Genomic DNA, 12,343 nt, shown 5'->3' on the forward strand with positions numbered 1-12,343 from the left:
TTCGCACAGATGTCGTCGGACTTCCATCGTGGCTCACGGAGGGGTCAGTCGCACCTCGGCCGAGGTCTCCAGGACGACGTCGGCGGCGTCCTTGTCCGGTCGCAGACCCCGCCAGCTGGCGTGGCGCAGGTGCCCCGCGGGCGACCAGTCGCCGTAGACGACCTCGCCCACCAGCTTCGGGGTCGTCCACGTCGCGTCCCGTGATGCGGCCGTCTCCACGTCGTCGACGAACGGCGAGGTGGCGCGCTCCAGCGGGTCCAGCAGCGAGCGGAGCTTGAGCCGTTCCGCGTTGCTGTAGCCCGTGCCCACGCGCCCGAGGTACTTCAGCCCGCCCTCGACGGGGACCCCGACGAGCAGTGACCCGATCCCGCGCCCCCCGCTGCTGGGTCGCCACCCGCCGATCACGATCTCCTGCGTGTCCTGGTTCTTGATCTTGAGCCAGTCCGTGGAGCGCGACCCCGGATCGTAGGTGGAGGACCGACGCTTGGCCACGACACCCTCCAGCTTGTGGCTGCGGCTCAGCGCGACGGCCTCGTCGAGCGTGCCGCCGTGGGCCGGGGGCACGTGGACCAGGCCCGTGCCGATCCCGAGGTCGTCCAGTGCCTCGCGCCGCTCGTCGTACGTGAGGTCGCGGAGCGAGGCTCCGTCGCGCTCCAGCACGTCGAAGAGCATCAGCTGCACGGGCACGGTGCGCCGCAGCCGGTCGAGGTCACCCGCCTTCGTGACTCCCATCCGCTGCTGCAGCCGGCCGAAGCTCGGGATGCCCTTCTCGTCGAGGGCGACGATCTCGCCGTCGAGCACCACGTCGAGCCCGAGGCCGGCCAGCTCCTCGACCAGCTCCGGATAGCTGGCACTGACGTCGTTGTGGTTGCGCGAGTAGAGCCTCACCTGCTCGCCGCTCACGACCGCGACGCACCGGATCCCGTCCCACTTCAGCTCGTAGGCCCACGAGTCGCCCGAGGCGTCGCGCCCTCCGGCCAGCACCGCGAGCATCGGCGGGACGAATCCGGCCCGGGCCGATGCCGGCTTCTTCCTCGTCCGCTTCGCGGTTGACTCCTTCGCGGGTGCCGGCTCCTTCGCGGCCGCGTGCGGCGACTGCTCCTTCATGAGGTGGATCAGCCAGTTCTCTCCGGTCTTGATCAACGCGAGGCGCTTCGGTCCGCCGAGGCCACCCTCGCGCGTGCCGTGGAGTGTCGCGATGACCTCGTGGTCGTTCCACTTCTCCAGGTCGTAGTGCCCGTGGTCCCAGATGGTGACCTCGCCCGCGCCGTACTCACCTTTCGGGATCGTGCCCGCGAAGGTCGCGTACTCCAGCGGGTGGTCCTCGGTCTGCACCGCGAGGTGGTTGCCGGTCGTCGAGTCGGGCACGCCCTTCGGCAGCGCCCACGACACCAGCACGCCGTCGCGCTCGAGCCGGAAGTCCCAGTGCAGGCGCCGGGCGTGGTGCTCCTGGATCACGAACGTCGGGTCGCCGTCGCGGCCCCGGACGACCGAGTCGGGCACGGGCTCGGGCGTGCGGTTCGCGTCGCGCATCGAGCGGTAGGTCGCGAGACGGTCGGCCACCGGCGCCGCGAGCGCCGCCATCGGGTCGCCCCTCTCGGCCAGCCTGGCGGGGACCTCGTCGATCGTCAGGTGCCGCAGGTCCGCGTCGACCTCGTCCCAGTCGCGCGGCACGGCCACCGTCGGCTCCTCGCGACCGCGCAGCGAGTAGGGCGAGATCGTGGTCTTGTTGCCGTTGTTCTGGCTCCAGTCCACCAGCACCCTGCCCCGGCGCTTCGCCTTCGACATGTCGCTGACGACCAGCTCGGGCATCGACGCCTCGAGCGCCTGGGCCACCTGCTTGGCGAACGCGTTCACGTAGTCGGAGTCGTGGGTGCCGTCGAGCTGCGCATACAGGTGGATGCCCTTGCTGCCGCTCGTCACGGGGATGCACTCGAGCCCGACGTCCGCCAGCAGCGCCCGCGCGGCGTGGGCGACCTCCGCACACTCGGGCAGGCCGGTGCCCGGTCCGGGGTCGAGGTCGATCACGAGCCGGTCCGGGTTCAGCGCCACGCCCGTGGCGTCGACGCGCCACTGCGGGACGTGCAGCTCGAGCGCCGCGACCTGCCCGGCCCACGCCAGGTCGGCGACGGACTCGAAGACGGGATACACGTTCGTGCGCGAGCGGTGCTTGATCGTGACGCGCCGGATCCAGTCGGGCGCGGAGTCGGGCAGGTTCTTCTCGAAGAACACCTCGGCATCGGGTCCCGTTCCGTTGACCCACCGCTTCCGCGTGACCGTGCGCCCGGCGAGATGCGGCAGCAGCCACGGGGCGACCTGCGCGTAGTAGGCGATGACCTCGGCCTTGGTGGTGCCGGACGCCGGATACATGATCTTGTCGCTGTTCGTCAGGCGCAGCAGCCTGCCGTCGACGGAGACGGTCTGGGTGGGTGGGCCTGCCACTGCTGATACCCCCTGCGCGTACTCTTTGGAGTTCCTAGTGTGAAGGAGCGGACGTGTCCGTGCCCGATTTCTTCTCCGAGGTGGCGCTCGACCTGCACCAGCAGCCCACCGCTGAGAAAACCGTAGAACGCATCACCGAGCACGCCCGGACGGCTGCGGAGTGCGACGATGCCGGCATCATGCTGGTGCACTCGCGCACGCGCATCGAGACCGCTGCGTCCACCTCGTCGCGCGTCACGCGCTCGCACGAGCTGCAGCGCGAGCTCGACGAGGGCCCCTGCCTCGACGCCCTGGAGTCTGGTGGCAGCTTCCTGTGCACCGACGTCCAGACCGACGAGCGCTGGCCCCGCTGGGGACGCGCCGCCGCCGAGCTGGGCATCCACAGCGCGATGAGCGTGCTGCTGGAGACGCGCGATCGCCGGTACGGCTCGCTGAACCTCTACGCCGATCGCCCCGACGCGTTCGACTCCAACGATCTCGCCACCGCGATGATCTTCGCGCGGCACGCGTCCATCGCGCTGGCCAACGCGCACCACGAGGCCGGCCTGCTCACCGCGATCGACGCGCGCAAGGTGATCGGCCAGGCGCAGGGCATCCTGATGGAGCGCTTCGACATCGAGTCCGACCGGGCGTTCGACGTGCTGAGGCGCTACTCGCAGAACCACAACCAGAAGCTGCACGCCGTGGCCACCTGGGTCGTGGAGAACCGCAAGCGCCCCGTGTCGGAGTTCCCCGCCACCGTGCGGGTGGATCTGGCGGACGTCGCCTCGTCGTCCGACGGCGACCACCAGCCCGCCTGAGCCGGGCTCAGGCCGACGACTTCTTCTTCGCCGCCTTCTTCTTGGGCTGGTCCGCCGCGGCATCGCCCTTGCGGGCCTCGACGCTGCGGCGCAGCGCCTCCATGAGGTCGACGACCTCGCCGCCCTCGTCCTCCTGCGGGCCGAACGTGGCCTCGGTGTCGATGCCCTCGCCGGCCTTCTGCTTCGCCTCGATGAGGGTCTTGAGCTGCTCCTGGTAGTCGTCGGTGAACTGGCTCGCGTCGAAGTCGCCGGCGAGCGACTCGATCAGCTGGCCGGCCATCGCGAGCTCCTTCTGGGTGACCTTCGCGGTGTTCTCCAACACGGGGAAGTCGGCCGTGCGGACCTCGTCGTCCCACAGCAGCGTCTGCAGCACGAGCACGTTGTCGCGCACGCGCAGGGCGCCCAGCCGCGTGCGCTGGCGCAGCGCGAACGTGACGACGGCCGTGCGCTCGGTCTCCTCGAGGGCTTGGCGCAGCAGGGAGTAGGGCTTGAGCGCCTTCTCCTCCGGCTCCAGGAAGTAGGGGTTGCCCAGCCGCAGGACGTCGATCTGGTCGTCCGGGACGAACTCGACCACGTCGATCTCGTGGCTGCGCTCGGCGGGCAGGGACTTGAGGTCCTCGTCGGTGAGGACGATCGTCCGCTCACCGTCGTCGTAGGCCTTGTCGATGTTCTTGTAGGGGACGACTTCCTTGCAGATCTCGCAGCGGCGCTCGTACCGGATCCGCCCCCCGTCCTCGTCGTGGACCTGGTGCAGCGACACGTCGTGGCTCTCGGTGGCGGAGTAGACCTTCACCGGCACATGGACCAGCCCGAAGCTGATCGCGCCCTTCCAGATGGCTCGCATCCAGCCAGTATCCGCCTTCAGCGCCGCCAACGCGAGCGCTTCGACCCGCTGCCCGCCGGTCGCTCGATCGGGACGAACCCGGGCTCGTAGGGCTCCAGGTCGGGGACGCGCTCGCCCAGCTGGTCGAGCGCGCGCGGCAGGTCGTCGAACGCGACGCCCGCCAGCTGGTTGGGCGAGAACCGCCACCAGGCGAGGTCGAGGAGGCGCTCGCGGGTGGCGGGATCGACCCGGTCGCGGATCGGCCGCGCGGGGATCCCGCCGACGATCGAGTAGGGCGCCACGTCCTCCGTGACGACGGCGCCGGCCGCGACCACCGCGCCATCACCGATCGTCACGCCGCGCAGGATCACCACCTTCGCGCCGATCCAGACGTCGTTCCCGATCACCGAGGGCTCGCCGCGGAACGACGGCCGCCCGTCGGCCTCGGGGTCGATGACCTCGGACTCGGCGGCCGACGGGTGCCACCCCCACGTGGCCCTCTTGTACTGGAACGAGTTCACGCCCAGCCAGGTCAGCGGGTGCCCCGTGGCGCCGATGAGGATGTCGGGGGCGAACTCGCAGTACCGGCCGATCGTGGCCGACTGCGACTCGATGCCGTGCGCGAGGCTCGTGAACGCACCCACGCGGGTGAGGCCGCCCCGGACGAGCAGGTCGCCGAGCATCCGGATCGGGGGCTCGGCCAGCAGCTGGGACGACCCGACGAGTCGCAGGCCCTCGGTTCCGCGCGCATGCTCCACCACGGCGCCAGCCTAGGGCCAGCGGCGCGCCGCGACTCGCCCGTCTCGCCGTTTACCTCTCCGCAATCGGGACGCGCGACAATGGTTGGCATGGCGTTTCTGTTGCGCGTGGAGCTTCCCGACGTCCCGGGCTCCCTCGGCGCACTCGCGACGGCCCTCGGTGGGGCCGGAGCCGACATCGAGGCGATCGAGATCGTGGAGCACCGGGCCGACGGGGTCGCGGTGGACGACGTGCTCCTCGAGCTGCCCAGCGCGGTCATGCCCGACGCCCTCATCACGGCCTGCCAGGGCCTTGAGGGCGTTCACGTGCACTGGATCAGCCGGTACACCGCGGGCGCGAACCTCAGCATGGACCTCGAGGCGGTGGAGGCCTTCACCGACGAGCCCGACCTCGCGATCGAGCGCCTCATCGAGGTCATCCCCTCGACGTTCCGCACCGACTGGGCCATGGCCGTGGGCCCCGGCGAGGAGGGCGCGGCGTTCCTCTTCGGCTCGTCGGCCGCACCCCGCGTCGTGCCCGACTGCGACGACTGGCTCGCGGTGGGCAAGGCGCAGAGCCTGCCCGACGTGACCGCGTGGGACTCCACCGTGCTGGCCGGCTCCCCCGGGACGACCCGCTCGGGCCTGCAGTTCTTCGTCGCGGTGGGCCGCCACGGCGGACCGGAGTTCCTGGCCTCGGAGATCGCCCGACTGGGCCACATGGTGTCCCTCGCCGCCTCGGTGCAGACCGAGGGCGACTGACCTACGGCTTCTTCTGCGTCACCGGGGTGTGCGCGTGGTGGAAGCGGCCGAGCGCCGTGACCTCGCGCTCCAGCGCCGGCACGGTCTTGCGCGTCAGCAGCCGCACGTAGGGCCACGTGGCGGGCGAGTTCACGAACGCCTTGCTCCAGTTGGCCAGCAGCACCGCGCGCGGGACGTAGACCCGGGTCTTGCGCTTCGCCAGTCCCACGAGGATCCGCTCGGCGCAGGTCTCCACGTCGGTGGTCGTGTTGGCCGGGTACGGGAGCCTGCGGCGGATCGCCTTGAACGTGGGCAGGTCCGCCTCGGCATTGCGGACGATGTCGGTGTCGATCCACGACGGGTGGCAGATGCCCACCTTCACGCCCAGGTGAGCGACCTCCTGCCGCAGCGCGAGGGCCAGTGCCTCGTTGCCCGCCTTGCTGGCGCTGTAGGAGCTGAGTCCGGCGATGTTGGAGAAGGCCGCGAGCGAGGAGACCACCAGGAGGTAGCCCTTCGACGCCTGGAGGTGGGGGATCGCGTACTTGGCGGTGCGGAAGACCCCGTTGAGGTTGACGTCGATGACGCGCTCGAACGCCTCGTCCTCGATCTGGCGGACCGTGCCGTAGGACGCGATGCCCGCGTTGGCCAGCACGTGGTCGAGCCGGCCGAAGTGGGCCGCGGCGGCGTTGACGGCGCTCTGCACCTCGTCGCTGCTGCGGACGTCGGCCTGCCACCAGGCCGCCGACTCGCCGAGCTCGTCGGCCAGCTGGGCGAGCAGGTCGGGCTCGAGTCCGACGAGGGCGACCCGCCCGCCGTGCGCGACGTAGGCACGGGCGACGGACGCGCCGATGCCGCGGGCCGCACCGGTGATGAGCGCGACCTGGCCGCGGAACTGCTGGGGCTTCAGAGAGGACATGGCCGCCAAGATACCGGCGGTATGTGAAATGTGCCACTGCCGATGTCATATTCACTCTCGACCGACACCGCAGGCTGTTACTTGTCCGTAACGTGACACACCTCATGCGCCGACCCCCGGGACACCCGGCTATTGTCTGCGGGATGAGCACCCCCCCAACCGAGCTTGGCTCGATGAGGATCGGCGTCGTGAAGGAGTCCGCCCCCGGCGAGACTCGTGTCGCCGCGACTCCGGCGACGGTGAAGCAGCTGATCGATCTGGGCTATCTGGTCAACGTGGAGAGCGGGGCCGGCGTGGCCTCCAGCTTCAGCGACGCGGCCTACGCGGCCGCGGGCGCCACGGTCAGCGACAAGCCCGACACGTGGGCCAGCGACGTGATCTTCAAGGTCAACGCGCCCACCGAGATCGAGATCGCGCTCATGCTGGACGGCGCGACCCTCATCAGCATGATCAGCCCGGGCCTGAACCCCGACCTGGTCGAGAAGCTGGCGTCGCGCCCCATCACCGTGCTGGCGATGGACGCGGTGCCCCGCATCTCGCGCGCCCAGTCCATGGACGTGCTCTCCTCGATGGCCAACATCGCCGGCTACCGTGCCGTGGTCGAGGCCGCGCACGAGTTCGGCCGCTTCTTCACCGGCCAGGTCACCGCGGCGGGCAAGGTGCCCCCGGCGAAGGTCCTCGTGGCCGGCGCCGGCGTGGCCGGCCTCGCCGCCATCGGTGCGGCCTCCAGCCTCGGCGCCATCGTGCGCGCCACCGACCCGCGTCCCGAGGTCGCCGACCAGGTGAAGTCGATCGGCGGCGAGTACCTCGAGGTCGTCGTGCCCGAGGAGGCCAAGGAGGTCTCCTCCGACGGCTACGCCAAGGCCACGAGCGAGGCCTACGACCAGCGCGCCGCGGAGGTCTACTCCGAGCAGGCGGCCGACGTGGACATCGTCATCACGACGGCCCTCATCCCGGGCCGCGCCGCGCCGCGCCTGCTGACCGCCGCCGACGTGGCGACCATGAAGTCCGGCAGCGTCATCGTGGACATGGCCGCGGCCCAGGGCGGCAACGTCGAGGGCTCGGTCGCCGGCCAGAAGGTCGTCACCGAGAACGGCGTCACGATCCTGGGCTACACCGACCTCGCCGGTCGCCTGCCCACCCAGGCCTCGCAGCTCTACGGCACCAACCTGGTGAACCTGATGAAGCTGCTCACGCCGGGCAAGGACGGCCAGATCGTCCTCGACTTCGACGACGTCGTCCAGCGCGGCGTCACCGTCGTGCGCGACGGGGAGAAGACGTGGCCGCCGCCGCCCGTGCAGGTCTCGGCCGCCCCGGCGCCCGTGGCCGTCGAGCCGAAGCCCGCGCCCGAGCCGAAGAAGCCGGTCAACCCCGCGGTCAAGATCGGCGCCATCGCCGTCGGCGTCCTGGTCTTCCTGTGGGTCCTGGCCACCGCGCCGGGTCAGCTGCCCCAGCACTTCACCGTGCTGGCCCTGTCCATCGTGATCGGCTACTACGTCATCGGGCACGTCCACCACGCGCTGCACACGCCACTGATGAGCGTGACCAACGCCATCAGCGGCATCATCGTGGTCGGCGCCATGCTCCAGATCGGCACGGACGACGCGGTGATCCGCGCGTTGGCCTTCGTGGCCGTGCTCGTCGCCAGCATCAACGTCTTCGGCGGCTTCGCCGTGACCCGACGCATGCTCAGCATGTTCTCGAAGTGAAGGGCTGACTGACCTGTGACCGCCATCTCCCTGGCCAATGCCGCGTACCTCGTCGCCGCACTGCTGTTCATCCTCAGCCTCGCGGGGCTGAGCAAGCACGAGACGGCCCGCCGCGGCGTCGCCTTCGGCATCGCCGGCATGGCGATCGCCCTCGCGGCGACCTTCATCCTCGTGACCAAGTCCGAGCCCGGCATCGGCCTCGTCCTGCTGATCGTCGCCATGGTCATCGGTGCCGCCATCGGCCTGTGGCGCGCCCGCATCGTCGAGATGACCGGCATGCCCGAGCTCATCGCGCTGCTGCACTCGTTCGTCGGGCTGGCCGCCGTGCTCGTCGGCTGGAACGGCTACCTGCAGTACCGGGGCGCGAACGCGCTCGCGGGATTCCTCGAGCACCTCGAGCCCGGCACGGACCTCGGTGACGCCGGCACCCTGCTCGACATCCACAACGCCGAGGTCTTCATCGGCGTCTTCATCGGCGCGGTCACGCTGACCGGATCGATCGTGGCGTACCTCAAGCTAAGCGCGAAGATGAAGAGCGCCCCGCTCGTGCTGCCGGGCAAGAACTGGATCAACCTCGGCGCGCTCGCGCTCTTCGTGATCCTGACGATCTGGTTCGTCATCGACCCGGCGCTGTGGCTGCTGGTCGCCGTCACGGTCGTCGCCCTGGCTCTCGGCTGGCACCTGGTCGCCTCGATCGGCGGCGGCGACATGCCGGTCGTCGTGTCGATGCTCAACAGCTACTCCGGCTGGGCCGCGGCCGCGTCGGGCTTCCTGCTGAGCAACGACCTGCTGATCATCACCGGCGCGCTCGTCGGCTCCTCCGGTGCCTACCTGTCCTACATCATGTGCAAGGCGATGAACCGCTCGTTCATCTCGGTCATCGCGGGCGGCTTCGGCATCGAGGCCGGCCCCGGCGACGACACCGACTACGGCGACCACCGCGAGATCACCGCCGAGGCCGCCGCCGAGCTGCTCGCCGACGCCAAGAGCGTCGTCATCACGCCCGGGTACGGCATGGCCGTGGCCCAGGCGCAGTACCCCGTGGCCGACCTCACCAGCCGCCTGCGCGAGAAGGGCGTCGACGTCCGCTTCGGCATCCACCCCGTCGCCGGCCGCCTGCCCGGTCACATGAACGTGCTGCTGGCCGAGGCCAAGGTCCCGTACGACATCGTCCTGGAGATGGACGAGATCAACGACGACCTCGCCGCGACCGACGTCGTGCTCGTCATCGGCGCCAACGACACGGTCAACCCGGCCGCGGCCGAGGACCCGACCAGCCCGATCGCCGGCATGCCCGTCCTGCACGTGTGGGAGGCCAAGAACGTCATCGTGTTCAAGCGCTCGATGGCCGCCGGCTACGCGGGCGTGCAGAACCCGCTGTTCTTCCGCGAGAACAGCCAGATGCTGTTCGGCGACGCGAAGGACCGCGTCGAGGACATCATCAAGGCCCTCTGACCGCCAGCCCGCCTTCAGCGGGCCAGATGTGACGCGCTCTCCACCTCCTTGAGCCCTGATTCGGGGCCAGGGGTGGGGAGCGCTTCACATCTCGGGCGTCAGCGCCCGGCGGCCTCGATCTCGGCACGCAGATGGGCCTTCATCGGCTCGGGCGCGAAGCTGGCGTCGACGGCGGCCGTGGCCAGGGCGACGAGGCCGGACTCGTCGAGTCCGAGCAGGTCGGCCGCGATCGCGTACTCGTCGTTCAGCGTCGTGCCGAACATCGGCGGGTCATCGGAGTTGATCGTGACGGTGACTCCGGCCTCGACGAGCGTGGGGAGCGGGTGCTCCTTCAGCGACGGCACCGACCGCGTGCGCACGTTCGACGTGGGGCACACCTCCAGCGCGATGCCGTCGGCGGCGAGGCGCTCCATCAGCAGCGGGTCCTGGGCGGCGGCGATGCCGTGTCCGATGCGCTCGGCGCCCAGCAGGTCGAGGCTGTCCCAGATCGACTGCGGGCCGGTGGACTCGCCCGCGTGCGGCACGCTGTGCAGGCCGGCCGCGCGGGCCCGCTCGAAGTGCGACGCGAACTGCGGTCGGGGCACGCCGATCTCGGGCCCACCGAGGCCGAAGCCGACGAGGGATCCCGGGCCGAGCCTCAGGGCCGTGTCGAGGGTGACGTCGGCCGCCGGAAGGCCGGACTCGCCGGGGATGTCGAAGATCCACTGCAGGGCCACGCCGAAGTCGCGCTCCGCGGCGCGGCGGGCGTCCTCGATCGCCTCGACGTAGGCCTCGGCCGCGATGCCGCGCACGATCGACGTGTAGGGCGTCATCGTCAGCTCGGCGTAGCGGACGTTCTGCGCGGCGAGATCGCGACCGACCTCGTGGGTCAGCGTCCAGAGGTCCTCGGGCGTGCGCAGGAGGTCGACGACCGACAGGTAGACCTCGATGAAGTGGCCGAAGTCGGTGAAGGTGAAGTACTCGGCCAGCGCTGCGGGATCGGCCGGGACGGGCGAGTCGGCATGGCGCGCGGCGAGCTCGGCGACGGTCTCGGGCGAGGCGGAGCCGACGTGGTGCACGTGCAGCTCGGCCTTGGGCAGGGACGCGATGAACTCCCGCATCAGTCGACGATGCCGTAGAGCCGGTCCCCCGCGTCACCGAGGCCCGGCACGATGTAGCCGTTCTCGTCGAGGCGCTCGTCGAGACCGGCGCTGAAGAGGGTGACCGGCGCGTCGATGTGCGCCGTGTCCCGCTCGAGCCGCTCGATGCCCTCGGGTGCGGACAGGAGCGTGATCGCGGTGATCTCGCGGGCGCCGCGCTCGACGAGGAAGTCGATCGCCATGGCGAGGGTGCCGCCGGTGGCCAGCATGGGGTCCAGGACGTAGCACTGGCGGCCGTCGAGGCGGTCCGGGAGGCGCTCGGCGTAGGTCTCGGCGACGAAGGTCTCCTCGTTGCGGATCATGCCCAGGAAGCCGACCTCGGCGGTGGGCAGCAGCCGCTGCATGCCCTCGAGCATGCCGAGTCCGGCGCGCAGGATCGGCACGACGAGCGGTCCGGGGCTGGTGAGCCGGACGCCCTGCGTGGTCGTGAGGGGCGTGGTGACCTCGACGGTCTCGACGCTGACCTCACGCGTGGCCTCGTACGCCAGCAGGGTCACCAGCTCCTCGGTGAGCCGCCGGAAGGTCGGCGAATCGGTGCGCGCATCGCGCAGGACCGAGAGCTTGTGGGAGATCAGGGGGTGGTCGGCGACGTGAACACGCATGCGTCGAGGGTAGCGGCCTCGTGCAGCCGTCTGTCACCATCGCAGAGTGGCCGAGGACGACGTCGACTTCGTGATCGCCGCGTACCGCGACGAGGGTGCGTGGACCGTCGTCGAACTCCCGCCCCGGCTGGGCGAGGACTTCGACGGCTTCTCCGACGCGCTCGCCCGCTTCCCGTCCGACGTCGGCGTGCTCGGTCTGGCCTCGGTCAACGACGACTTCTTCGTGATCGTGCGCCGCAGCGGCGAGCACGTGCGCGCCCTGCTGTCCGACGCCACCGCCGTGTGGGACTGGCCGCTCGCCGCCGACCTCGCCGAGCTCGTGAACGCCGCCGACGGCGACGAGGAGCCCATGCCCGTCGGCGACCTCGACATCGTGAGCGACCTCGGGCTGGCCTCCGTCGAGCTGAGCCTGCTGTGCGACGACGACGACCTGTTCCCCGACGAGGCGCTGGCCGACCTCGCGGAGAGGCTGGGCTTCGGCGAGCAGTTCGAGGCGATCATCGGGTGACGTGGGACCCGTTCATGCGGCGGGCCCTCGACCTGGCGCGCGAGGCGGCCGCCGAGGGTGACGTGCCGGTCGGTGCCGTCGTCGTCCACGAGGGCGTGATCGTCGGCGAGGGCCGCAACACCCGCGAGCGCGACGCCGACCCCACCGGGCACGCCGAGATCGTGGCCCTGCGCGCGGCGGCGGAGGCGCTCGGGCGCTGGCGGCTCGACGGCTGCACCCTCGTGGTCACCCTGGAGCCGTGCACGATGTGCGCCGGGGCCGTCGTGGCGTCCCGCGTCGACCGGCTCGTGTTCGGCGCCTGGGACGAGAAGGCCGGCGCCGTCGGCTCCCTGTGGGACGTGGTGCGCGACCGCCGGCTCAACCACCGTCCCGAGGTGCTCGCCGACGTCCTGCCCGACGACTCCTCCACCCTGCTGCGGTCCTTCTTCGGTCGCTGAGGCCTCCGCGGAATAGTCCGAGCCGCGCTGCGTT

12 protein-coding genes are annotated in these 12,343 nt (G+C 70.8%); 6 read left to right on the plus strand and 6 right to left on the minus strand.

Features of this window, described 5'->3' with window-relative positions; genetic code table 11:
* Positions 1-33 precede the first annotated feature (33 nt).
* The gene (locus tag B5D60_RS06995; RefSeq protein WP_078699490.1) at positions 34-2,442 is read right to left on the minus strand and encodes an ATP-dependent DNA ligase; all 2,409 of its coding nucleotides are present in this window, start codon (positions 2,440-2,442) and stop codon (positions 34-36) included.
* Positions 2,443-2,495: 53 nt separating this feature from the next.
* On the opposite strand from B5D60_RS06995, the gene B5D60_RS07000 reads away from it, so the two are divergent.
* Positions 2,496-3,242, plus strand: coding sequence for a GAF and ANTAR domain-containing protein (locus B5D60_RS07000; protein ID WP_078699491.1), 747 nt, complete (start codon positions 2,496-2,498; stop codon positions 3,240-3,242).
* A gap of 7 nt (positions 3,243-3,249) precedes the next feature.
* On the opposite strand, the gene ku is transcribed toward B5D60_RS07000, so the two are convergent.
* Positions 3,250-4,086 (minus strand): non-homologous end joining protein Ku, encoded by an 837-nt coding sequence (gene ku / locus B5D60_RS07005; RefSeq protein WP_078699492.1) that lies wholly within the window; start codon positions 4,084-4,086, stop codon positions 3,250-3,252.
* A gap of 17 nt (positions 4,087-4,103) precedes the next feature.
* Complete coding sequence (locus B5D60_RS17290; protein ID WP_078699493.1) at positions 4,104-4,826, minus strand: DapH/DapD/GlmU-related protein; 723 nt, start codon at positions 4,824-4,826, stop codon at positions 4,104-4,106.
* A gap of 87 nt (positions 4,827-4,913) precedes the next feature.
* Here B5D60_RS17290 and B5D60_RS07015 point away from each other — a divergent pair, with 87 nt between their 5' ends.
* Entirely contained in the window at positions 4,914-5,564 is a 651-nt protein-coding gene (locus B5D60_RS07015; RefSeq protein WP_078699494.1) for an ACT domain-containing protein, read from the plus strand.
* Between the two features lies 1 nt (position 5,565).
* On the opposite strand, the gene B5D60_RS07020 is transcribed toward B5D60_RS07015, so the two are convergent.
* Positions 5,566-6,459 (minus strand): SDR family oxidoreductase, encoded by an 894-nt coding sequence (locus B5D60_RS07020; protein WP_078699495.1) that lies wholly within the window; start codon positions 6,457-6,459, stop codon positions 5,566-5,568.
* A gap of 173 nt (positions 6,460-6,632) precedes the next feature.
* Here B5D60_RS07020 and B5D60_RS07025 point away from each other — a divergent pair, with 173 nt between their 5' ends.
* Positions 6,633-8,168: a Re/Si-specific NAD(P)(+) transhydrogenase subunit alpha gene (locus B5D60_RS07025; protein ID WP_153303109.1), complete on the plus strand. Its 1,536-nt coding sequence runs from the start codon at positions 6,633-6,635 to the stop codon at positions 8,166-8,168.
* A 15-nt stretch (positions 8,169-8,183) separates the two neighbouring features.
* Positions 8,184-9,623 (plus strand): Re/Si-specific NAD(P)(+) transhydrogenase subunit beta, encoded by a 1,440-nt coding sequence (gene pntB, locus B5D60_RS07030; RefSeq protein ID WP_078699497.1) that lies wholly within the window; start codon positions 8,184-8,186, stop codon positions 9,621-9,623.
* 98 nt (positions 9,624-9,721) lie between these two features.
* Here pntB and B5D60_RS07035 read toward each other — a convergent pair whose 3' ends face one another.
* Positions 9,722-10,723: an adenosine deaminase gene (locus tag B5D60_RS07035; RefSeq protein WP_078699498.1), complete on the minus strand. Its 1,002-nt coding sequence runs from the start codon at positions 10,721-10,723 to the stop codon at positions 9,722-9,724.
* Positions 10,723-11,364, minus strand: coding sequence for a uracil phosphoribosyltransferase (upp, locus tag B5D60_RS07040; RefSeq protein ID WP_078699499.1), 642 nt, complete (start codon positions 11,362-11,364; stop codon positions 10,723-10,725). The genes B5D60_RS07035 and upp overlap by 1 nt, the downstream gene beginning before the upstream one ends.
* Positions 11,365-11,410: 46 nt before the next feature.
* Here upp and B5D60_RS07045 point away from each other — a divergent pair, with 46 nt between their 5' ends.
* On the plus strand, positions 11,411-11,872 hold the full coding sequence (locus tag B5D60_RS07045) for a tRNA adenosine deaminase-associated protein (protein ID WP_078699500.1): 462 nt from the start codon (positions 11,411-11,413) through the stop codon (positions 11,870-11,872).
* 14 nt (positions 11,873-11,886) lie between these two features.
* On the plus strand, positions 11,887-12,309 hold the full coding sequence (gene tadA / locus B5D60_RS07050; protein WP_078701323.1) for a tRNA adenosine(34) deaminase TadA: 423 nt from the start codon (positions 11,887-11,889) through the stop codon (positions 12,307-12,309).
* Positions 12,310-12,343: the final 34 nt, after the last annotated feature.

Source organism: Aeromicrobium choanae, from assembly GCF_900167475.1.
GTDB classification, from domain to species: Bacteria; Actinomycetota; Actinomycetes; order Propionibacteriales; family Nocardioidaceae; genus Aeromicrobium; species Aeromicrobium choanae.